Origin of the sequence: Microbispora corallina (assembly GCF_016863035.1) — a bacterium.
Classification (GTDB): domain Bacteria; phylum Actinomycetota; class Actinomycetes; order Streptosporangiales; family Streptosporangiaceae; genus Microbispora; species Microbispora corallina.
The window spans coordinates 727,140-749,639 of sequence record NZ_BOOC01000003.1 but is presented as its reverse complement, the minus strand read 5'-3'; the positions used below and the strand labels follow the sequence as shown (position 1 = coordinate 749,639).

Here is a 22,500-nt window from a genome sequence, read left to right as displayed (position 1 = left end):
CCCCGGAAGCGCGAGCCGTACCCACCGGCGGGAGCCGTGGTCACTCCACCGTGACGCTCTTGGCCAGGTTGCGCGGCTTGTCCACGTCACGGCCGAGCGCGACGGCGGCGTGGTAGGCGAACAGCTGCAGCGGGATCGTGAGGAGGATCGGGTCGAGCTCGACCTCGTTCTTCGGCACCACGACGCAGTCGTCGGCCTGCTCCGAGGTCCGGTGGCCGACCATCAGGATGCGCCCGTGACGGGCCCGGATCTCGCCGAGCGTGGTGAGGTTCTTGTCGAGCAGCTCGTCGTCCGGGACGATCGCGACCGTCGGCAGCTCGGGGCTGATCAGCGCGAGCGGGCCGTGCTTCAGCTCGCTCGCCGGATACGCCTCCGCGTGGACGTACGAGATCTCCTTGAGCTTCTGGGCGCCCTCGCGGGCCACCGGGTAGCCGCGCACGCGGCCGACGAACATCATGCCGGGGGCGTCGGCGTACTTGATCGCCAGCTCCCTGATCTGCTCCTCCATCGTGAGGATCTCCTTGATCTGCTCGGGCAGCCGGCGCAGCCCCTCGCAGATCCGCCGGCCGTCCGCCGGCGACAGGTCGCGCACCCGCCCGAGGTGCAGCGCGAGCAGGGCGAACGCGACAGCGGTGGAGGTGAACGCCTTCGTCGAGGCGACCGAGACCTCCGGCCCGGCGTGCAGGTAGACGCCGCCGTCGCACTCGCGGGCGATGGCGCTGCCCACGGTGTTGACGATGCCGAGTACCCGGCCGCCCTTGCGCTTGAGCTCCTGAACGGCCGCGAGCGTGTCGTAGGTCTCCCCCGACTGACTGATGGCGACGTAGAGCGTGTCGGCCTCGACGACCGGGCTGCGGTAGCGGAACTCCGACGCCGGCTCGGCGTCGGCGGGGATCCGGGCCAGCTCCTCGATCATCTGCGCGCCGATCTGCCCGGAGTAGTACGCCGAGCCGCAGCCGATGATCTTCACCCTGCGGAACGACCGGGTCTCGCGGGCGTCCATGTTGAGGCCGCCGAGGTGGGCGATGTGGAACCGGTCGTCCACCCGGCCGCGCAGCGTGCGAGCGACCGTGTCGGGCTGCTCGGAGATCTCCTTGAGCAGGTAGTGCTCGTAGCCGCCGTTGTCGTAGTGGCCGGCGTCCCAGTCGACCGTGAACGGCTCCTTGGCCGTCTCCCTCGCGTCGCTGGTGAACGTGTGGAACCCGTCGGACGTGATGACGGCCAGCTCGCCGTCCTCCAGGTGGACGACCTGGCGGGTGTAGCGGATGAGCGCGGCGACGTCGGAGGCGGCGAACATCTCCTTCTCGCCGATGCCGAGCACGATCGGGCTGCCGTTGCGGGCGACCACCACCTCGCCGGGACGCTGCGCGTCGAGGACCGCGATGCCGTACGTGCCGACGACGCTCTTCAGCGCCCGCCGGACGGCCTCCTCCAGCGTCTCGGTGTCCTGGACCGTACGGCCGATGAGCTGGGACAGCACCTCGCTGTCGGTCTCGCTCTCGAAGGCGACGCCCTCGGCCTCCAGGCGGCGGCGCAGCTCGTCGGCGTTCTCGATGATGCCGTTGTGCACGACCGCGACCCGCTGCTCCTGGTCGAGGTGAGGGTGCGCGTTCACGTCGCTCGGCACGCCGTGGGTGGCCCAGCGGGTGTGCCCGATGCCGATCGTCCCCTTGAACCGGGCGGGCACCACGTCCGCCAGGTCGGCCACCCGGCCCTTGACCTTGCGCGTCTTCAGGCTCTTCCCCGTGACGACGGCGAGACCGGCCGAGTCGTAGCCCCGGTACTCCAGGCGCTGCAGTCCTTCGAGGAGGATGGGTGCCGCGTCCTTAGGCCCGACATAGGCGACGATTCCGCACATATCCGCTCCTATCCGTAAACGATCCGGCGGAGCTGGCGCAGGGACAGCTCCGGTGCCGAGACACGCCTTCCCGAAAGCTCGGCCGAGATCCTCGGAAAGATCTCGTCGTTCGTCAGCCCCCTCGCCTTGAGCTCGCCGTGGCGGCGCCGCACGTACTCCTCCGCGGGCTCGCCGAAGTACGCCAGGACGTCGGCGACCACGCGCGCAGCCTCCCCCGGTCCGAGTGCCGTGGTCCGGGTGAGGTGGCCGATCAGATCCTCGAACGGATGCCGTGTCATGGACACAGACCAGGACCCTAACGCAGTGCGGATGCCGACTATCAAGTTTCTTGCCCGATTTCGGGCAGGATCAGTCCCGTTCTTGGCACGGCCGACGGCCGGAGCCCCCTCAGCGGGTCGCCGTACGGGACGGGCTCCCGTGCCCGGCCCGCTCCCGATGGGGACGGCGGGCCGGGCGCGGGAGCCCGGAGCGGATCAGGACGCGGGGGCGGCGGCCCGCAGGACGCGCATGAACGCCCGCATCCACGCGGGGTGGTCGGGCCAGGCGCGCCCGGTCACGAGGTTCTGGTCGACGTGGGCCTCGCTGTCGAGCCAGGTGCCGCCCGCCTGCTCGACGTCGGTGGCGCACGCCGGGTAGGCGCTGCTCTCCCGCCCCTTGAGCACGCCGGCGGCGGCCAGCACGAGCGGGCCGTGGCACAGCGCGGCGATCGGCTTGCCCGCCTCGGCGAAGTGCCGGACGATCTCCTGGACGTGCCCGTCGCCCCGGATGTACTCCGGCGCCCGGCCGCCGGGGATCACCAGCGCCGCGTAGTCCTCCGGGCGCACGTCGGCGAAGGCCACGTCCGCCGCCCACGTGTGTCCCGGCTTCTCGGTGTAGGTGTCGAAGCCGTCCACGAAGTCGTGCACCACGAACTGCAGCTTCTTCGCCGACGGCGCCGCGATGCGGACCTCGTACCCCTCCTCGAGCAGCCGCTGGTACGGATACATCACCTCCAGGTCCTCGGCCGCGTCGCCCGTGATGATGAGCACCTTCGCCATGGCACACCCCTCGTCGTCGCTGACGTTCCGTCTCGATCCTGCGCACGCGTCCTCACGAGGTCAACGTTCGGTACGTATGCCGTTCTCGCACACGGAGATCCGCTGATCAGGCGATAGAGTTCCGACGTGACCAGGGGCGAGGGGTCCTTCGCCCGGGTCGCGACCCCCGGTGGAGTGGCCGAGAGGCGAGGCAGCGGCCTGCAAAGCCGCGTACACGGGTTCGAATCCCGTCTCCACCTCCGCGAGGCGGCACCGGCACCCCCGGCGATCCGCTAGAGTTAACACGCGTCGCCGGGCAGGGCCGGGCGATGAACGCGGAAGTGGCTCAGTGGTAGAGCATCACCTTGCCAAGGTGAGGGTCGCGGGTTCGAATCCCGTCTTCCGCTCGGAGTCCGGACTCGTGCCGGGCACGGGCGATTAGCTCAGCGGGAGAGCGCTTCCCTGACACGGAAGAGGTCACTGGTTCAATCCCAGTATCGCCCACCATCTCCTCACCTCGATCATCCTCATGATCATGTCGGCTCCGGCGACGGGCGGGACCGCCCGAGCGGGGTCCACACCGCTCCCAGCGCAGCCGCCAGGCACGCCGTGCCCGCTGCCGCGAACACCGCCGCCGTCCCCTCCCGCGCCGCCGCCCAGGTGAGCGCCGCCGCCCCCACCGGGCCGAGCGCCGAGTGCACCGTCCAGAACGCCGAGGTCACCCGGCCCAGCAGGTGGTCGGGGGTGATCTCCTGGCGCAGCGACATCGAGGAGATCCCGGCCGCGCCCGTGCAGAACAGGAACGCCGCGGCCAGCACCGCCACCGCAGGCACGCTCGTGACCAGCCCGAGCGCGGCCACGGCCAGGCCGCCCAGCGCGTACGCGCCGATCCAGGTGGGCCCGAAGCCGAACCTGCCCCGCAGCGGCCCCGCCAGCAGGGCCGCGCCGAGCGACCCGCAGGCGGCCGCGGCGAGCACGTACCCGGCCACGCCGTCCGGCTGCCCGAGGTCGCGCTCCAGGCGGTAGATCAGCACGTCGGTCAGGCCGTACGTCACGAACGTCAGGAACGACAGCAGCGCGGTCAGCGTCCGCAGCACGGGGTGCCGCCACAGGAACCGCGCCCCGGCGAGCACGTCCCTCAGCGGGCTCGCGGCGGGCGCCTCCAGCCGTCCGGGCCGGACGCGGAGGCGGACGAGGCAGAGGCCGGCGGCGGAGACGGCGAAGCTGGCGGCGTCGACCGCGATGGCCGTCTGCGGCCCGAACGCCGCCGACAGCGTCCCCGCCACCGCCGGTCCCACCACGCTCGCCACCGCGTACGTCCCGTAGAGGCGGCTGTTCGCCCGCATGATCTGGCCCTCGCCGACCAGCGCGGGCACCACCGTGACGTACGTGACCTCGAACACCATCCCGAGGGCGGCCCCGAGGGGCACGACCACGTACACGACGCCGAGGTGGGGGAAGGCCACGACCAGCCCGTACAGGACGGCCCTGGCGGCGTCGCAGGCGATCAGCAGGGAGCGCCGGTCGAGCCGGTCGGCCAGGACGCCCGCGAAGATTCCCGCGACGATGGACGCCGCCCCCGCCAGAGCCGTGACCAGACCCATCCGGGCGACCGAGCCCGTGGCGTGGAGCACCAGCAGCGGCAGCGCTACCGCCGAGAACGCGTCGCCCCCGACGGAGGCGGTCTGCACGCCCAGGAAGATCCCGAAGTTCCGGTCCCGCCACAGCGGCCGGTCACGCCCGGCGTCCCCCGGCTCGGCGTCCCCCATGCGGCCGTCTCCTCCCGTCCCGTCAGCGGGGGGCCGCGATGAAGCGCTGCCCCCCGTCGACGGTTATACGGGCCCCGCTGACGGCATGGAATCCCCCGTCGGCCACCGAGGCGATCACCGTGGCCACGTCCTCGGGTTCGAGCATGCGCCCGAGCACCGACCGGCGTCCCCACCTCGCCTCGAACTCCGGAGACATCAGGCCCGCCGTGGCGTCGGTGCGCACGGCGCCGGGGGCGACGACGGCGACGCCGATGCCGTGCGGCCCCGCCTCGGCGGTGACGTGCTGCGCGAACATCTCCAGTGCGGCCTTCGCGGTGCTATGGGCGATCGTGCCCGGTCCCACGGCGTCGGCGCTGATGCTGGAGACGTACACGATCCGGCCGCCGCCCTGCCCGCGCATCACCTCCAGCACCGCCTTCGTCACGTGGAAGACGGCGGCGAGCTCGCGGGTGACCTTGCCGGCGAAGTCCTCCCAGGACAGGTCGGCCAGGGCGGCGAACGGCGGCTGGATGTTCGCGTTGCACACCAGGACGTCGACGCGCTCGCACGCCGCCACCAGGGCGGCCACCTCGCCGGGGTCGCAGACGTCCGCCCGGACGGCCCGGGCCGTCCCTCCGGCCGCCTCGACGTCCGCCACGACGGCCAGGGCCGCCGCCTCGTCCCGCCGGTAGTCGGCGATCACGTGGTAGCCCCGGCCGCCCAGCTCCCGCGCGGTCGCGGCGCCGATCCCCCGGCTCGCGCCGGTGACCAGGGCCACCTTCCCCGTCCGCCCCTCCCGCCCGGTCATACCGCCACCGCCCCCCGAAGGCCCGGACGGATCCCGGCCCGCGCGGCGGCCATCACGAGGAGGGCGGGGCCGAGCAGCGGCGCCAGGACGTCGGCCGCGGGCAGCCACCCGTCCCCCGGCGCTTCTGTCACGTACACGATGTCCGCCGGCGCGGCGAGCAGGGCCGAGGCCCGCCCGGAGGCGTAACCGGCCGCGACGAGCGCGACGCCGGCCGCCGCCGCCCGCACGTGCGTCGCCGGCCGGCCGGGACCGCGCACGGCGACGGCCCAGGCCAGCAGCGCGAGCGCGACGGGGGTCGCGAGCGTCACGAGCCCGGCGGCGTCCGCGAGCTGGATCGCGAGCATCAATACGCCCGTGCCCGGCGGGGCGTACAACGTCCAGCCGGGCGTGTCGCCGGGCGGAGGCGCCGCAGGGCAGGGCCCGGCGAGGGCCTGGAGGCTGACACCGGCGGCGAGCGCCCACCAGAGGAGGGCGTACGGCTGGCGCGGACGCGCAGGGGGCATGGAGGCCGCCTCGTTGTGATCGACACCGACGGCCGGAGGCTACCAGGCCCGGACGACGAGGGCCTGCGGAGCGGCCTGGCGCATGCGGCTGCGCAGCCACAACAGGTGCACGGCGGTCTCCTGGCCGCAGTGGCGGACGAGGTCGAGCAGCTCCTCGTCCCTGGCGCCCTTGGCGGCATGGCCGATCAGGGCCCAGGACACCTCGCACTCGGTGGCCAGCAGGTACAGGTCGTGCAGGTCGCGCAGCAGCCCGAGGGCGCCCCGCCGGGCACCGGAGAACAGCGTCCCGTGCATCCGCTCGGGCTCATCCGGCGCGGACGGCCCGTACCTGCGCAGGAACGGCTCCAGCCGCCGGGCCTGGTCGCGGCACTGGGCGGCCAGGCGCTCGCACACGCCGTACAGGTCGGGCTCCCGCGGATGGCCCAGCCGGACGGCCCTGAAGGCGTCGGCCAGGTCGTTCTGTGAGCGGTGAAGCAGGCCCAGATAGTGGGCGAGGTGCATCTCACACCTCCTCGAACCGGTCCGACGGCTCGGCGGGGCCGCCCGCTGTGGCGGGCACCCCCGGGTCGGCTGCGGGCAGGGGGGTCATGGGGGCCACGGCCATCGGCCCGAGGCCCGGCCGCGCGCCGCCCGCGCCGTTCACGGCGGACAGCCGTACGGCGGCGACGGTGCGCAGCGGCTGGCGCGCGACGGGGTCCCAGCCCGTCGCCGTGAGGTGGGCGGCGGCGCGCGCGAGAGCCTCGTCGCCACCTGCGGGCAGCGGCAGGACGACGAGGCCCGGCCGCGTCCCCGACAGCCGTACCCGGGCCTCGATCGACCCGAGGGGCGACTCGACCCGCGCGAGGTCGCCCTCGCCCAGGCCGAGGACGGCGGCGTCGGACGGATGCACCTCCAGCCCCGGCCCGTGGCCCTGCTGCGGGGACGCCTCCGTGATCGGCGCCGGCCTCACGGGCAGGCGCCGCGTGGTGAACACCAGGGGGTGGTCCTCGTCCACCACCTCCGGGGACGGCTCGTAGTCGGCCGCGTGGAGCAGCGCCCGCCCGGCCGGGTCCTCGGGGCGCTCGTCGCCGTAGTCGGCGCCGGTGGCGAGGTCGTGCCCGAACGTCTGGCACTGCCCGGCGGACGTGGCGAAGCGGCCTCCGGCGTAGAGGCGCTCGGTGCCGTGCGACCCGGACGGCGCGCACGGCCACTGCACGCCGCCCGCGCGCAGCCGCTCGTAGGTGATGCCGGTGTAGTCGCAGGGCCGGCCCTTCGTGCAGGCCTTCCACGCCTCGAACGCCGACTCGGCGTCGTGCCAGTGGACGAGGGGCCCGCCGGCCCGGTCGGCGAAACCCATCCGGCGTGCGTAGTCGAGCAGGATGGCGAGGTCGGGCCGGGCCTCGCCCGGCGGCTCCACCGCCTTCTCGCACAGGTGGACGGTCCGGTCGGCGGAGGTGACGGTCCCGGTCCGCTCGCCCCAGGCGGCGGCGGGCAGCACCACGTCGGCCAGCCGCGCCGTGTCGGTCAGGCACGGGTCCTGGACGACGACGAACACGTCCGGCCGGGACAGCACGCGGTCGAGCCCGGGGACGGCGCCCACCGGGTCGGACGCGGTGATCCACAGCAGCCCGACGGAGCCCTCCTCGGCGTACCGGAAGATCTGGGTGGCGTGGGTGGACGGCCCCCAGTGCGGGATGACGGAGGGCTCCACGTTCCACAGGTCGGCGAGCTCGCGCACGTGCCGGGGGTTGGCCCAGTTGCGCAGGCCGGGCAGGTCCCCCGCCGCGCCGGTCTCCAGCGCGTTCCGCCCGGACGGCGGCCCGCCGAGCTGGAGGACCCCGGCGCCCGGGCGCCCGAGCATGCCGCGCAGCAGGTGCAGGTTGTGCACCTGGCACGCGGCGGCGACGGCCTGGTTCGACCGGTGGAAGCCCGGCCCGACCGTGGACAGCAGCCGCTCGGCCGAGCCGAGGACGTCGGCGGCCCGTTCGATGTCGCAGGCCGGCAGGCCGCAGATCTCGGCCGCCCGCTTGGCCGGGTACGCCTCCACGACCCGGCACAGCTCGGCGAAGCCGGTGGCGTGCTGGGCGAGGTAGGCCGGGTCGTACCGGTTGCCGGCGATCAGCTCGTGCAGCAGGGCGTTCATCAGCGCGACGTTCGTGCCGGCGCGCGGGGCGAGGTGGACGTCGGCCTCGCGGGTGACGGCCGAGTCGCGGGCGTCGACGGCGACCACCGCCGGCGGGCCGGGGCCGAGGCGCCGGTCGAGCACCCGCTCCCACAGCACCGGGTCGGCGGAGGCGGCGTCGTGGCCCCACAGCGCGACGGCGTCGCAGTGGTCGACGTCGGTCCAGGTGCCGGGCTGGCCGTCGGCGCCGAAGCTCTCGGCGAGGGCGGCGGACGCGGCGGCGGCCTGCCAGCGGGTGTCCCCGTCCATGTGGGGGGTGCCGATCCCGGCCTTGCCGATGACGGCGAGCGTGTAGTGCTCCTCCAGGAACAGCCGCCCGCCCGTGTGGAAGCCGATCCTGCCCCAGCCGCCCGGCCCCGCCAGCAGTTCGCGCGACCGTCCGGCGACGCGGTCCAGCGCCTCGTCCCAGGTGGCCTCGACGAGCCGGTCGCCGTCGCGGACGAGGGGCCGGGTGAGGCGGCCGGAGCGCCGGCGCCAGGCGTCGCCCTCGCGCGGGTCGAGCCTGCCGTGGTTGACCCGGTCGGCGGCCCGGCCGCGCACCCCCACGACCCGGCCGTCCCGCACGGCCACGTCGAGCGCGTCCCCGCCGGCGCCGAGGACCGACACCCCCGGGACCCACGCGTCGACGTCGTCCTCCGACAGCCCGTCCTCCAGCAGCACGTCCACCCGGACCGGCCAGGGACTCCCCGTGCGGATGACCGGCGGAAGCGCATCGCGAAGGCGTCCGGGGAGCGCCGCTGCCAGGCGTTCCACAGCGTCGGGAGGTCCGTACGGCGTGCGCCGCATCCTGGGATCGGCGGTCCGGTCCAGCACCTGGCACCTCCGCGGTGACGATGTGTGAACGACGCTCCCCTTACCCGGTGACACGTACGCCTGATCCCGTAATCGACCGAACTGACCGGTTCCTTTTCGAATACTTTCCCTGAGGTGTTGATGCCGAAGTGTGTCCCCTCTGTGGCCGGACGATCTGTAAAGTGCATTTACTGGTGAATGTCGGCGCGGCTCAACAGAAGGCAGGGCGGTCCGCGCATCACTGTGGGGTGGGGGATGGACGGACGTACGGCCCAACCGGTCGTATCGGGCGTACCCACGCCACTGGTCGGGCGCGACGACGCCGTGACGGCGCTGAGCGGGGCGCTCGACGCGGCCGCCCGCGACGGGTTCCGCTTCCTCGCGCTGGCGGGTGAGCCGGGCGCGGGCAAGACGCGGCTGCTCGGCGAGCTGGTGACGATGGCGGCCCAGCGGGGATGCACCCCGTTGTGGGGACGCGCGGCCGAGTTCGAGCAGATGATGCCGTTCAGCGCGCTGGTGGACGCGCTCGACGACCACCTCGACGCGCAGGGCCCCGACGTCGCGGAGGCGCTGGGCCCGGCTCAGACCGTGCTGCTGGCCAGCGTGTTCCCCGCGCTCGCGACCGGGCTGGCGGCGGGACTCGCGGCCGGGGACGACGCCGGCCTCGCCCTGGCCCTGGACGACGACCGCAGCGGCCTGGCCCGCTACCGCCTCTACCGCGCGCTGCGCCACCTGGTGGACGCCGTGGCCGGGACGTCGGGGCTCGTGCTGGTCCTCGACGACGTCCACTGGGCCGACGACAGCACCCTGGAGTTCCTCGACCACATCGTGCGCCACCCGCCGGCCGGGCCGGTGCTGATGGCGGTCGCCTACCGTCCCGCGCAGGCCGCCCCCCGCCTGGCCACGCTCGCCAGGGCCGCCGGGCCGCGGGGGCAGGAGACCGCGGTCGGCCCGCTCAGCCTCACCGAGGTCGAGCAGTTCCTCGGCCCCGGCGTCAGCCGCGGCCGGGGCCGGGCCCTGTACGAGGCCAGCGGCGGAAACCCGTTCTACCTGGAGGCCCTGGCCCGGATGGCCGACACCGAGGTGGCCTCGCTGCCGCCGACCGTGCGGGCCGCGATCCAGGTCGAGCTCGCCCGGCTGTCGGCCGACGCGCTGCGGGTGGCGCAGGCCGCCGCCGTGACGGCCGACGAGTTCGAGCCGTCGATCGCCGCCGTGGCGGCGCAGGTGCCCCCGGCCGCGGCCCTGGCCGCGCTCGACGAGCTCGTGGAGCGGGACATCGTGCGGTCGGCCGGCGCCCGGTTCCGCTTCCGGCACCCGCTGGTGCGGCAGGCCGCCTACGAGTCGGCCGCGGCGGGGTGGCGGCTCGGCGCGCACGCCCGCATCGCGGCCCACCTGGCCGAGCTGGGCGCCCCGGCGACCGTCCAGGCCCACCACGTGCAGCACTCCGGCTCCTTCGGCGACCAGAGGGCCGTGAGCGTGCTCGTGACCGCCGCCCGCGCGGTCACCACCCACGCCCCCGCCACGTCCGCCCACTGGCTGCAGGCGGCGCTCGGCCTGATGCCGGACGACGGCGCCACCCGCGAGGACCGTATGGCGCTGATGATGGAGCTGAGCTGGGCGCAGGGGGTGAGCGGGCGCCTCGCCGAGGGCCGGGACACCGCCCGCGAACTGCTGCGCATGCTCCCCGACGACGACTGGTCCCGGCGGGGCCGGGCGGCACGGCTGTGCGCCCTCATGGAGCGCCAGCTCGACCGGCCGCACGAGGCGAGGGCGCTGCTGCTCGACGAGCTGAGCCGCATGCCGAACCCCCGGGCCGCCGCCGCCGTCCCGCTCCGCATGCGGCTGGTGGCCGAGAGCATGATGCGGGTCGACTTCCTCGCCGCCCAGGCCGTGCTCGACCTCATGCCGGACGACGCCGACGGCTGGGAGCCCGGCCTCGCGGTCGCGGTGGCCGCCCTGCGGCCGATGCCGGCGTTCGCCGCGGGGCGCACCGGGGACGCGCTGCGCTACGCCGACCTGGCCGACCGGCTGCTGGCCGCCGCCCCGGACGAGCACCTGTCGGAGTGGCTCGACGCCATCGCGTGGCTGTGCTGGGCGGAGTCCAGCCTCGGCCGGTACGGCGACGCCCTGCGGCACTTCGACCGGGCGGCGGCCGTCGCCCGCGCGACCGGCCAGAGCTACATCCTGACGAACCTGCTCGCCGGGCGGGCCAAGACCCTGGTGGCGATGGGCCGCCTCCCCGAGGCCACGGCCACGGCGGAGGAGTCGGTCGAGGGCGCCCGGCTGCTCGATTCGGGCCAGCAGCTCGTGTTCGCGCTCACCCAGGTGTGCCTGGCCGCGTCGTGGACCGGGGACGACGAGGCGGCCGTCCTGGCGGGCGACGAGGCCGTCCAGCGCGGGGTCGGCGGCGGGGAGGTCTGGGAGGCCACCGCCCGATACGCCCGCGGCCAGGCCCTCGTCAACGCCGGACGGTACGCGGAGGGCGCGGAGGCCGTCCTCGACGCGTGCGCCGGGTTCGACCAGCCGCAGCTCGACCGCGGGACGCTGCTGCAGGCGTGCGAGGCGCTGGCCCAGGCCGCGGCCTGCCTCGGGAACGACGAGGGGGCGGCGGCGTGGGCCGCCAGGGCCGCCCAGATCGACGATCCGAGCCTGCCGGCATTCTCCGGGTTCGCCCCGCTCGCGCGGGCGCACGCTTTACGCAGGGACGCGCCGGCCGCCTCCGCGCGGGCGGCCGAGCAGGCGGCCGCGCTGCTCGCCTCCAGCGAGCGGCGGCTCGACAGCGGGCGCGCCCTGCTCGCCGCGGGCCAGGCCCACCTGGAGGCGTCCGACCGGACCAGGGCGCGGGAGAGCCTCAAGGCCGCGGCCGAGGCGTTTGAGGCGTGCGGCGCCCGGGCGCTCAAGACGCAGACCGACCGCGAGCTGCGCCGCCTCGGCGTCCGCGTCGGGAGCGGCCCGGCGGCCGGGGCCGACAGGGGAAGGGACGGCACGCTCGGGCTGTCGCCCCGGGAGCTGGAGGTCGCGCTGCTCGTCGCCGACGGCCTCACCAACCAGCAGATCGCCGCGCGCCTGTTCCTCAGCGTCCGGACGGTCGAGACCCACCTGTCGCGGATCTTCGCCAAGCTCGAGGTCACCTCGCGGGTCGGCGTCGCCACCGCCCTGAACCGGCGGAACTGATCGGTCGCGACGGGCCCCCGGACCCCGGAGACCGGCCCGTCCGGGATGAGTACGGGTTTTCCACGATGCCGCCGTACGGGGGACGCTGAGAAGGTTGCCTCGGGCCAGGGAAGCGCCTCGGGGGAGGCGCGACCCGGGGTGTCCCACGGAACCGTGCCGGCCCGGTGGGGATCGGGCGGCACGACCAGAGGAGGGCGATCAGATGGAGCACCGGATACCGCGGTTCACGCTCGACGGCGTGCGGGACGCCGAGGTGACGGTCCATCCGTTCTCCACGGAGGACGAACTGGGACTCCAGCTGACCCGGTTCCGCCGGCACGGCGAGCCTGGGCCGGAGGCGCAGGACGACGTCGTCCTGCTCGTGCACGGCCTGACCTCGTCGAGTGACATGTTCATCATGCCGGAGCACACCAACCTGGTCGGGTTCCTGCACGACAACGGGTACGGCGACGTGTGGGCGCTGGACTTCAGGATGAGCAACCGCTTCCCGTACAACGTGGAGACGCGCAGGCACACCCTGGACGACATCGCGCACTACGACTTCCCGGCAGCGCTGCGTGAACTCCGCCGCCACGTGGGGGCGCGGCGGATACACGTGGTGGCCCACTGCCTGGGGTCGGTGTCGTTCCACATGAGCCTGTTCTCCGGCGCCGTCGACGGGATCGCCAGTCTCGTCGCCAACAGCGTCGGCCTGACCCCGCGGGTGCACCCGTGGGCGCGGGTCAAGCTCACCTTCGGGCCCGCCCTCCTCGAGTACGGCACGGGGCTGCCGTACCTCGACCCGCGGTTCGCGGACGCGCCGCCGCTGACCCGCAGGAAGCTGCTGGCGCAGGCGGTCTCCCTGCTCCATCCGGAGTGCCGGGAGCCCGCCTGCCACATGCAGAGCTTCATGTGGGGCAGCGGCAGACCGGCGATGTACCGGCACCGCAACCTGCGTCCCGAGACGCACGTCCACGAGCGGCTCGCCGACCTGAACGGCGCCTGCGACCTGCACTACTACCGGCACGTGCGAAAGATGGTGGCGGCCGGCCACGCGGTGAAGTTCGACCCGGCCGACCGGCGGCACGCCGCCCTGCCCGACGACTACCTGGTGAACATCGCCGACGTCGACACCCCGATCCTCTACCTGACCGGCGACCACAACGACGTCTTCACCGACTCCAACATCGTGTGCCACCGGCTGCTGTCGAAGGCCGCGCCCGGCCGGCACGAGTTGCGGATCCTGCCGGGCTACGGGCACATCGACACGCTCATCGGCAGGAACGCCCACCAGGACGTCTTCCCGCACATCCTCGACTTCGTCAAGCGGCACTGAGCCGGCCCGAATAGCGCACAGAGAGCACCCATGGAACACGTCGACGCTGTTGTGGTCGGATCGGGCTTCGGCGGGGCGGTCGCCGCCTACCGGCTCGCCGACGCGGGGCTGTCGGTGGTGGTCCTGGAGCGGGGCAGGCCATACCCGCCCGGTGACTTCCCCCGCGGCCCCGCCCAGCTCGCCCGGGCCTTCTGGGACCCGTCCGAGAGCCTGTACGGGATGTACGACGTCTGGAGCTTCCGCGACTGCGACTCGGTCGTGTCGAGCGGGCTCGGCGGCGGATCCCTCATCTACGCCAACGTGCTGCTGCGCAAGGACGAGGACTGGTTCGTCCACGAGGAGCCACTGCCGAAGGGCGGCTACGAGTCCTGGCCGGTGAGCCGCGCGGAGCTGGACGCGCACTACGACGCGGCCGAGCAGATGATCGGCGTCTCGCCGTACCCGCTGGGCCACCCCGCCTTCGGCGACACGCTCAAGACGCTCGCCATGCGCGACGCGGCGGCCGAGCTGGGGCTCGACTGGCGGCTGCCGCCGCTCGCCGTGAGCTTCGCCCCCTCTCGCGGCGCGGAACCGGGGCTGGGCCTGCCGATCGCCGAGCCCGAGTACGGCAACGTGCACGGCCGCGTCCGCCGCACCTGCCGGCAGTGCGGCGAGTGCGACCTCGGCTGCAACGACGGCGCGAAGAACAGCCTGGACCACACCTACCTGTCCGCCGCCCGGCGGCGCGGGGCCGACCTGCGCACCCTCCACCAGGTGCGGGCCATCCGGCCGCGGGTGGGCGGCGGCTACGACGTCGAGTACGTCGAGCACATGCCGCCGGTCTCGCCGGACGACGACGACCGCCGCCGCCCGCGGTGGACCGGCCCGCACACGATCAGCTGCGACCGGCTCGTCCTGGCCGCCGGCACGTACGGCACCACGCACCTGCTACTGAAGAACCGGGCGGCCTTCCCCGGCCTGAGCCGCGCGCTCGGGACCCGCTTCTCGGGCAACGGCGACCTGCTGGCGTTCCTGCTGCGCGCCACCGACCGCAGCCGCACCCGGCCCATCCAGGCCAGCCGCGGCCCGGTGATCACCAGCGCGATCCGCCTGGAGGACGGCCCGGACGGCCGGGGCGCCTACATCGAGGAGGGCGGCTACCCGGCGTTCGTCGACTACCTGGTGGAGGCCGCGGACCTGGGCGGGGAGGTCGGCCGGGCGGGCCGCTTCCTGCTGGAGCGTCTGCGCGGGCTCGTCACCCACGACACGAACCTGTCGGCCGAGATCGCCGGGCTGCTCGGCCGCGGCGAGTTGTCGGGCACGTCCCTGCCGCTGCTCGGGATGGGCCGCGACGTCCCCGACGGCGAGCTGCGGCTGCGCGACGGCCGGCTCGACGTCGTCTGGACGGCCGAGACCAGCGACGCGTACTACGAGCGGCTCCGGGCCACGATGCGGCGGATCGGCCACGTCCTCGGGGCCGAGTACGCCGACAGCCCGTCGTGGTGGCGCAAGCGGGTGATGACCGTCCACCCGCTGGGCGGCGCGCCGATGGGCCGCCATCCCGGGGAGGGCGTCTGCGACCCGTACGGCGAGGTCTTCGGGTTCCCCGGCCTGTACATCGCGGACGGCGCCGCCATGCCGGGGCCGGTCGGCGCCAACCCGGCGCTGACGATCGCCGCGCTGTCCGACCGCATGTGCACGCGGATGCTGGAGACGCCCACCCCGACCGCGGCCCGCGTGACGGCCGCGCCCGAGCCGGTCGCGGGACCCGACGACACCCCGCCCGTCTTCGGCGAGCGCACCTCGCTGTGGTTCGTCGAGGAGATGCGGGGCTTCCTCGGCGTCGGCCGCACCGACCCCCGGTCGCGCATGGGCACGCCCGAGGGCGGCCATGTGACGTTCCGCCTCACCATCACGGTCGACGACATCGCGGCCTTCCTCGGCGACCCCGGGCACCGGGCGCGGGCGGAGGGCTGGATCGACACGGCCGTCTGCGGGGGCCGGCGCCCGATCGCCCGGGGCTGGTTCAACCTCTTCGTGCCGGGAGAGGCGCCCGACCGCAGGCGGATGAACTACCGCCTGCACTTCTGGGACGCCGACAACCGGCCGCGCACGCTGTCGGGCTACAAGGACGTGCACCACGGCCCGCCGACGCGGCTGTGGCTCGACACCTCCACCCTGTACGCGCGGCTGCTCGAGGGCCACGTCGACGAGGGGGGCGACGACGACGCCAAGGTGGTGGCCGCCGGCACCCTGCACATCCTCCCGTCCGACCTGGCGCGGATGCTGACCACCTTCCGCACGGCCGGACCGGACGGCACGGGGGCGCTCACCCGGTTCTGCGGCTTCTTCCTCGGCGAGCTCTGGGACATCTACCGGCCGCGCCAGGGGTCGTAGTCGACCTCCAGCGGCTCCTGCTCCGGGCGCTCCGCCTCGGGCACGTGCTGGAGGTTGACCCGGATGCGGAACCAGACCGAGCTGCGGCCGCGCATGCCGTCCACCAGGACGTCGGCGGGCCGCAGCAGCCGCGCCACGTCGGGGTGACGGGCCTTCCAGCGCTCGAACCCGGCCATCGCCTCGTCCCTCGTCTGCGCCCGGGCGATCTCGATCAGCGGCATGGTCGGCTTGCGCCGCCCCTCACCCTTCGGCTGGGCCGGGCGCGGGCCCTGGGCCTCCGCCAGCTCCAGCAGCGGGTCGAGCACGCCCGCCGCCCCGTCCATCCCGGCCCACGGGTCGCCCAGCTCGGCGTACCGGTCGGGCACGCTCGCCATCGTGAAGTCCTCGGGCCGGCACGCGGCCACCTCGTCCCAGCGCAGCGGGGTGGAGACGAGGCCGGTCGGCCGCACCGAGTAGGCCGAGGCGACGGTGCGGTCGCGGGCGTTCTGGTTGTAGTCGACGAACACGCCCCACCGCTCCTCCTTCCACCACCGGCTCGTGGCGATCTCCGGCGCCCGGCGCTCGACCTCCCGCGCCACGGCCTCGGCCGCCAGCCGGACCTCGCGGAACGCCCACCGGGGCTCGATCCGCGCGTACACGTGGAAGCCGCGCGAGCCGGACGTCTTGGGCCAGGCGGTCAGGCCGTGCTCCTCCAGCACGTCGCGCGCGACGAAGGCGGTGCGGACGATCTGCTCCCACGTGACCCCCGGCACCGGGTCGAGGTCGATCCGCAGCTCGTCGGGGTGGTCGAGGTCCCCGGCGCGGACGGGGTGCGGGTTCAGGTCGACGCAGCCGAGGTTGACCGTCCACAGCAGGGTGGCCAGGTCGCGGATCACGACCTCGTCCGCCGTACGGCCGGAGGGGTAGCTCAGCTCCACGACCTCGATCCAGGCGGGGCGCTTGGCCGGGGCCCGCTTCTGGAAGAACGCCTCCTGGTCGACGCCGTGCACGAACCGCTTCAGGATGACCGGCCGGTCGGCCACGCCGCGCAGCGCCCCCTCCCCCACCACGCGGTAGAAGGACACCAGGTCGAGCTTCGTGTGCCCGGTCCGCGGGAAGACCACGCGCTCGGGACTGGTGATCTTCACTTCCCTGCCGTCGACCTCCAGCGTCATGCCGCCACCCTACGCCGCCCCTCATACATCGGAGCTATCCCGGAAATCCGTCCCACGTGAAGGTTCACGTCTCCCTGACTTGCTTGACTCATCGGATGTCTGATGCCTAGTCTGAGCCCACCGCGACCAGCGGTATGCGCGCGTGGACGCATGGAGGCTCCTCTAGGCACCTGAGACGGCCGGTCGATGGCGAGACCCGGCCTGATCGGAACGGAGATGCTGTGTTACGACGCGCGTCAACGGTATGGGTGTGGCTCGCCGCGCTCATCGTCGTGGCCGCCACGACGGTCGTCGTGAGCCCGCCGGCCACGGCCGCCGCCACCTTCAACGTGAAGGACTACGGCGCCAAGGGCGACGGCTCGAACAACGACAGCGGCGCCATCAACAAGGCCGTCACCGCTGCGAACGCCGCCGGAGGCGGGATCGTCCGCTTCCCCTCCGGGACGTACAGGTCGAGCAACACGATCCACCTGAAGAGCAACGTCACCCTGCAGCTCGACTCGGGCGCCACGCTGAAGGGCTCCGGCTCCGACGACTACGACGCCCCCGAGTCCAACCCCAACGACGACTACCAGGACTACGGCCACAGCCACTTCCACAACGCGATGATCTACGGTGACCGTCTCACCAACATCGGGATCACCGGGTCGGGGACGATCGACGGCGGCGGCCACCTGATCACCGGCAACCCCGACTCCGGCCAGGCCGACAAGATCCTTTCTCTCACCCGGTGCAACGGGCTGACGCTCAACGGGGTCACGTTCCGCCGGGGCGGCCACTTCGCGATCCTCACGAACGGCTGCACCGGCATCACCTCCGACCACCTGCACATCGACACCGCGAGCGACCGCGACGGCTGGAACGTCATCAGCGCGACCAACGTCACGATCACGAACGCGGACATCGCCGCCAACGACGACGCGCTCGTGTTCAAGAGCGACTACGCGCTGGGCGCCAAGATGCCGAACGGGCACGTCACCGTGACCGACTCCCACCTGTCCGCCGAGTGCTGCAACGCGCTGATGTTCGGCTCGGAGACCTGCGGCGACTTCAGCGACTACCAGTTCGCCCGCATCACCATCACCGGCGCCGACAAGTCCGGCCTCGGCATGGTGTCCATGGACGGCTCGGTCATCAGCGACGTCCACTACCGGGACATCACGATGACGGGCGTGCGCTCGCCCATCATGCAGAAGATCGGCACAAGGAAACGCTGCGGGAACAACCCCGGAGTCGGCCGCATCAGCGACGTCACCTACGACAACGTCACGGGCACCGGGGTCAGCCCGTCGTTCAGCCCGACGCTCTGGGGCGAGTCGGGAGCCAACCGGATCAGCGGCGTGACCTTCACCAACGTGCACCTCACCGTGCCCGGCGGCAACGGCACGATGTCGACCTCCGTCCCGTCCAACGACCCCAAGGACTACAACCCGAAGAGCATCGGCACCCGGCCGGCGTACGGCTGGTACATCCACAACGCCGACAACGTGAAGTTCGTGAACAGCTCGGTCGAGTTCGCCTCGAACGACGGCCGGCCCGCCGTCATCGCGAACGCCGCGAGCGGGCTCACGTTCGACCACTTCACGGCCGAGCGCGGCTCCAGCAGCCCGCACGACCTCGGATTCCAGTCCGTCACCGGCTACTGCGTGACGAACAGCGCGAACAGCTCCGGCGGTTCCCTGCGGATCAGCTCGTCCGGCGGCTCCACCCAAAGCTGCGGCTGAGCCCCGCCCTCCCGGCCCGGCCCTCCCGGGGCGGGCCGGGAGGCCCGCGGACGACGACCGGCGCCACCCGGTCGGCCGGCCGGTCAGCCGCCGGCGAGGCGGGGGGCGACGGCGGCGCGGGCCCGGCGCCAGGGGCCGCCGTACGCCGCGATCGACAGCAGGAACACCACCTGGCCGCCCAGGGCGACGACCAGCCAGCTCCCCCAGCCGCCACCGGCCACGACCTGGGGGGCGGCGACGAGCAGGCCCACGATCATCACCCGGACGACCATGCCCCACAGGCCGAGGGCCGCGCCCTGCAGGCTCGGCCGCACGTCCTCCGCGTCCTCCGAGTAGCCGGCCATCCAGGGGACGTACGCGACGCCCATGGCGAGGAAGATCAGGCCGTAGACCGCGGTGACGTGGGCGACGCCCGGGTTCTCCGCGCCGGTGAGCGACACGAAGTAGCCAAGCAGCGCGATCGTCGCGACGGTCCCGGCCAGCATGAACGGCTTGCGCAGCCGGAGCCGGTCGGACACCCGCCCGACGACGACCACGGTGACGGCGTTGAGCACGATCCCGAGCGCGACCACTCCGTTGGCCGCCGCCACGTCCATCCGGAACGCGTCCACCAGCACGGTCTGCCCGAAGATCGCGAAGGTCCAGTAGAGCACCTGCCAGCCGGTGTTGCCGACCACGTGGGCCCACAGGCGGGGATGGCGCAGCAGTTCGCGGACCCGTCCCGGGTCGAACGCCTCCTCGCCGCCGACGGCCTCCTCCTCGGTGAGCACCCGTGCCCGCAGCGCCGCGGACGGCTCGGCGATCTGCCAGACGACGAGCGCGCACAACAGCAGCGAGACGACGCCCATGATGATCGCCTGCGACTGCCACGCGTCGTCGAACACCGGCAGCGTCGCGCCCGCGATGGCCGAGGCGAGGAACGAGGCGCCGACGGGACCCCACGTCCAGAACGCGAAGGCCTGGGCGCGGCCGAGCCGGGGCGAGAAGTCCCGGACGAGGCTCGCCGTGATCGTGATGCCTGCGCCCTCGATGAACAGCATCAGGCACCGCACCGCGAACAGCCCGGAGACGCTGCTCACGGTCGCCAGCAGGAAGTTGCACGCGGCCGTCACGGTGAGCGTGGGGACGAGGATGGCGACCCGGCCCCACCGGTCGCTGAGGATCCCGCCGAACCCGGCCGACACGCCGCCGACCAGGACGGAGGCGGCGGCGATCAGGCCGTACGTCTCCAGGGACATGCCGAGGTCCTCGCGCAGCAGCGGCAGGATCGTGGCGATCGTGGTCTCGAAGTTGGCGATCAGGCTGGCCAGCACGGCGACGGCCAGCAGCCACAGCCGGCGGCGCCCGGTGGGGTAGACGGTCAGCTCGCGCACGTAGAACGGTCTCATCGCAGCCTCGCTTACGCCTCGGCGCCCGGGGGCGGGCGGAGGTCAGAAACAGACAATCGTTCTAGAACGCGCTTCCAGGTATCACATCCGCCCTGGCGGCGTTCGTCAACGAGACGGCGGATCACAATGTGATCTCGGCCACGGTGAGCCCGGTGGGAGCGGCCGGCCCCGGAGACGCGGCGGGCGCGGCGCCGGGCGGCCGTCACAGCCCCGCGGACCGCAGAGCGGCGTCGAGGACGGCCAGGTTGTCCCGCTGGTTCTCGACCGCCCGGGCGAGGACCGCCGCGTACGGGCCCGCGGGAGCGTCCGGCCGGCTCCACGTCGACCCCGCGGGAGCGTCCGGCCGGCTCCACGTGGACCCCGCGGCTCCGGCGTCCGTCCCGGGACGTCCCGCCGCGCCGCCGGCGCCGGGGGGATCGGGCTCGGGGGCGACGACGTCCTGCTCGACGACGATCCAGCCCTCGTAGCCCACCCGCCGCAGCTCGGCGGCGATGGCGGAGACGTTCAGGTCCCCCGACCCCAGCGGGCGGAAGCCGCCCCGGCGGACGAGCTCGGCGAGGTCGCCTCCGGCGGCCCGGACGCGGGCGAGCGTGTCGCGGGCGGCGTCCTTGACGTGCACCTGCCGGATCCGCGGCGCCCAGTCGCGCAGCGCGCGCACCGGGTCGCCACCCGCCAGCCACAGGTGCCCGGTGTCGAGGCAGAGGGAGACGTCGGTGAGGTCGAGCAGTCGCTCGATCTCCTCGGGCGTCTCGACGTCGGTGCCCAGGTGGTGGTGGAAGGCGGGTTCCAGCCCCCGGTCGCGGCAGCGGGCCGCCGCCTCGCGCACTCGCGCCGCGAACGCCGGCCACTCCTCGTCCGGGATCCGGAGCCGGCGGTCGGCCGGCATGCCCGGCCGGGCGTACCTCTCGGGGTTGTCGGGGCACGCGAGCGTGGGACGCGGGGCGAACCGCGGGTCGTCCACCGGCACGGCCGCGAACACGTCGAGCGCGGCCTCCAGCGCGACGACGTCCTCGGCGAACCCGCCGGGGTCGCCGTACCGCAGGTCGACCCAGCCGCCCGCGAGGCCGAGCCCGTGCCGGGCGAGCCGGCGGGCGAGGCCGGGCCCGGTGCCGAGGTAGCCGAGGGGCCCGGAGTCCGTGCCGTCGTACCCGGCCTCCCGCATGGCGGCGAGCATCTCGTCCGGCCCGATCGCCGCGCGCCCCGCGAGGTAGACGCCGAAGCTGACCGGGGCGCTCGCGATCCGCACCGCGCGCACAGGCCGCCCGTTCGCTCCGGCCGGGTCGAGGGACACCTTCCCACCTCTCTCGCCATGCCGTGCCGCCGGTCCTCGACGCCGATCAGCCCTGGACGGGCTCCGCGGAGGCGGCGGACGGGAACACGGGGCCGGCCCCGATTAGATCACAGGACGCCGGGGGGCCTCCCGCGATTCCGGCAGACCCGGCCCCCAGGGGGATCAGAGTGATCCGCCGAGGTAGCGCTCGGCCAGCTCGCAGCTGCCCCGGGTGTAACCGGCGCCGAGCTCCCCGGCGACCTCCGCGGCCGGGTGGGAGCCGATCCAGGCGACCAGGAGCAGGCGCCGGAACATGATGAACGTCCAGATCTCGGCCTCGTCCTCGGGCGGCAGGTCGAGCACGGTCCGGTAGCCGCGGGTCCACGAGCGGGCCATCTCGGGAACGAGGGGGTGGTGCTCGATGAAGGACACGGCGGCGCCCAGGTCGTACAGGTACCAGCCGAGACCGCAGTCGTCGAAGTCGATGACGCTGGTGCCGGACGGCCCGTCGACGAGCAGGTTGGCCAGGCGGAGGTCGGCGTGGATGAGGCCGTACCGGCCGGGCCCCTTGCCGAACCGCTCCAGCCGGCGGCGCAGCTCCGCCTCCAGCCGGCCCAGCACCTCACTCGCCTCCCGGTCCACGCCGACGCCGTCCTGCCACCTCCCCCAGCGGGGGGACGGGCCGAACGCCGCGTCGAGGTCCCAGTGGAACCGGGTGAAGGCCGCGGGCCTCGTCCACTCCCGGGCGTGCCGGTGCATGCGGGCGGTCATCTCCCCGAGCCGTTCGAAGTCCTCGACGAGGCCGTCCTCGGCCGGCTCGGCGCCCGGCAGGAACTCGAACATCACGCAGTGCCGCGGCTCGGCACCCGGGTCCTCGACGCGGACGACCCACGCGCCGTCGCGGGCCGGCACCACCGCGGGGGTGCGGATCCCGGCGTCGGCGCGCAGCGCCTCCAGCCAGTGGAGCTCCGAGGCGATGGCCTCCGGGGAGTGGTACCCGAGCCGGTGGACCCGCAGGATCGTCCGCGCGCCGCCGTCGTCGACCGTGAACGTGGCGTTCTCCGACACGTTGATGAGCGTCACCTCGGCGTGCGGGGATACGTCGTACCGCCGCAGGGCGCGGCGGGCGACCTCCTCGACGCGGGCGAGGACGGCCTGTCCCGCGGACAGGTCGTGGACCTGCATGCGTCCTCCTCAGGGTCCAGTGGGTTCA

At 73.8% G+C, this 22,500-nt stretch carries 16 protein-coding genes and 3 tRNA genes; 7 read left to right on the top strand and 12 right to left on the bottom strand.

The window, feature by feature from the left end; all coding sequences use genetic code 11:
• Positions 1-40: 40 nt before the first annotated feature.
• The 3 genes from glmS to Mco01_RS07415 form a co-directional block, all read right to left on the bottom strand.
• Positions 41-1,858, bottom strand: coding sequence for a glutamine--fructose-6-phosphate transaminase (isomerizing) (gene glmS / locus Mco01_RS07425; RefSeq protein WP_204056081.1), 1,818 nt, complete (start codon positions 1,856-1,858; stop codon positions 41-43).
• An 8-nt stretch (positions 1,859-1,866) separates the two neighbouring features.
• On the bottom strand, positions 1,867-2,136 hold the full coding sequence (locus Mco01_RS07420; protein ID WP_204056080.1) for a hypothetical protein: 270 nt from the start codon (positions 2,134-2,136) through the stop codon (positions 1,867-1,869).
• A 195-nt stretch (positions 2,137-2,331) separates the two neighbouring features.
• Positions 2,332-2,895, bottom strand: coding sequence for a DJ-1/PfpI family protein (locus Mco01_RS07415; protein ID WP_204056079.1), 564 nt, complete (start codon positions 2,893-2,895; stop codon positions 2,332-2,334).
• A gap of 168 nt (positions 2,896-3,063) precedes the next feature.
• On the opposite strand from Mco01_RS07415, the gene Mco01_RS07410 reads away from it, so the two are divergent.
• The 3 genes from Mco01_RS07410 to Mco01_RS07400 all read left to right on the top strand — a co-directional run bounded on the left by Mco01_RS07410 (position 3,064) and on the right by Mco01_RS07400 (position 3,381).
• Positions 3,064-3,134, top strand: a tRNA-Cys gene (locus Mco01_RS07410).
• 75 nt (positions 3,135-3,209) lie between these two features.
• Positions 3,210-3,281, top strand: a tRNA-Gly gene (locus Mco01_RS07405).
• 25 nt (positions 3,282-3,306) lie between these two features.
• Positions 3,307-3,381 (top strand) — tRNA-Val (locus Mco01_RS07400).
• Positions 3,382-3,407: 26 nt separating this feature from the next.
• Here the strand turns inward: Mco01_RS07400 and Mco01_RS07395 are convergent.
• The 5 genes from Mco01_RS07395 to Mco01_RS07375 are packed head-to-tail and all read right to left on the bottom strand — an operon-like array spanning position 3,408 to position 8,907.
• Complete coding sequence (locus Mco01_RS07395) at positions 3,408-4,643, bottom strand: MFS transporter (RefSeq protein ID WP_204056078.1); 1,236 nt, start codon at positions 4,641-4,643, stop codon at positions 3,408-3,410.
• Positions 4,644-4,665: 22 nt separating this feature from the next.
• A complete protein-coding gene (locus tag Mco01_RS07390; RefSeq protein ID WP_204056077.1) occupies positions 4,666-5,430 on the bottom strand; it encodes an SDR family oxidoreductase in 765 nt (254 codons plus the stop codon).
• Positions 5,427-5,933, bottom strand: coding sequence for a hypothetical protein (locus Mco01_RS07385; protein WP_204056076.1), 507 nt, complete (start codon positions 5,931-5,933; stop codon positions 5,427-5,429). The genes Mco01_RS07390 and Mco01_RS07385 overlap by 4 nt, the downstream gene beginning before the upstream one ends.
• A 39-nt stretch (positions 5,934-5,972) precedes the next feature.
• Positions 5,973-6,434 carry a ferritin family protein gene (locus tag Mco01_RS07380; protein WP_204056075.1) on the bottom strand — a complete coding sequence of 154 codons (462 nt, stop codon included), beginning with the start codon at positions 6,432-6,434 and terminating at the stop codon, positions 5,973-5,975.
• A 1-nt stretch (position 6,435) separates the two neighbouring features.
• Complete coding sequence (locus Mco01_RS07375) at positions 6,436-8,907, bottom strand: molybdopterin oxidoreductase family protein (protein WP_239103403.1); 2,472 nt, start codon at positions 8,905-8,907, stop codon at positions 6,436-6,438.
• Positions 8,908-9,141: 234 nt separating this feature from the next.
• Between Mco01_RS07375 and Mco01_RS07370 the strand changes: the two genes are divergently transcribed.
• The 3 genes from Mco01_RS07370 to Mco01_RS07360 all read left to right on the top strand — a co-directional run bounded on the left by Mco01_RS07370 (position 9,142) and on the right by Mco01_RS07360 (position 15,751).
• On the top strand, positions 9,142-12,060 hold the full coding sequence (locus Mco01_RS07370; protein WP_204056074.1) for an ATP-binding protein: 2,919 nt from the start codon (positions 9,142-9,144) through the stop codon (positions 12,058-12,060).
• Between the two features lie 202 nt (positions 12,061-12,262).
• A complete protein-coding gene (locus tag Mco01_RS07365; RefSeq protein ID WP_204056073.1) occupies positions 12,263-13,375 on the top strand; it encodes an alpha/beta fold hydrolase in 1,113 nt (370 codons plus the stop codon).
• A 30-nt stretch (positions 13,376-13,405) separates the two neighbouring features.
• Positions 13,406-15,751, top strand: a complete 2,346-nt coding sequence (locus tag Mco01_RS07360) for a GMC oxidoreductase (protein WP_204056072.1) — start codon at positions 13,406-13,408, stop codon at positions 15,749-15,751.
• On the opposite strand, the gene Mco01_RS07355 is transcribed toward Mco01_RS07360, so the two are convergent.
• Positions 15,727-16,905: a DNA polymerase domain-containing protein gene (locus Mco01_RS07355; protein WP_204056071.1), complete on the bottom strand. Its 1,179-nt coding sequence runs from the start codon at positions 16,903-16,905 to the stop codon at positions 15,727-15,729. The two genes, Mco01_RS07360 and Mco01_RS07355, sit on opposite strands and share 25 nt — an antisense overlap.
• A gap of 221 nt (positions 16,906-17,126) precedes the next feature.
• Here Mco01_RS07355 and Mco01_RS07350 point away from each other — a divergent pair, with 221 nt between their 5' ends.
• Entirely contained in the window at positions 17,127-18,629 is a 1,503-nt protein-coding gene (locus Mco01_RS07350) for a glycoside hydrolase family 28 protein (protein ID WP_204056070.1), read from the top strand.
• Positions 18,630-18,712: 83 nt separating this feature from the next.
• Here the strand turns inward: Mco01_RS07350 and Mco01_RS07345 are convergent, their stop codons facing one another.
• The 3 genes from Mco01_RS07345 to Mco01_RS07335 all read right to left on the bottom strand — a co-directional run bounded on the left by Mco01_RS07345 (position 18,713) and on the right by Mco01_RS07335 (position 22,472).
• Entirely contained in the window at positions 18,713-20,017 is a 1,305-nt protein-coding gene (locus Mco01_RS07345) for an MFS transporter (RefSeq protein ID WP_204056069.1), read from the bottom strand.
• Positions 20,018-20,219: 202 nt separating this feature from the next.
• Positions 20,220-21,308, bottom strand: coding sequence for a TIM barrel protein (locus Mco01_RS07340; RefSeq protein WP_239103402.1), 1,089 nt, complete (start codon positions 21,306-21,308; stop codon positions 20,220-20,222).
• Between the two features lie 162 nt (positions 21,309-21,470).
• Positions 21,471-22,472 carry a phosphotransferase enzyme family protein gene (locus Mco01_RS07335; RefSeq protein ID WP_204056068.1) on the bottom strand — a complete coding sequence of 334 codons (1,002 nt, stop codon included), beginning with the start codon at positions 22,470-22,472 and terminating at the stop codon, positions 21,471-21,473.
• Between the last annotated feature and the right edge of the window lie 28 nt (positions 22,473-22,500).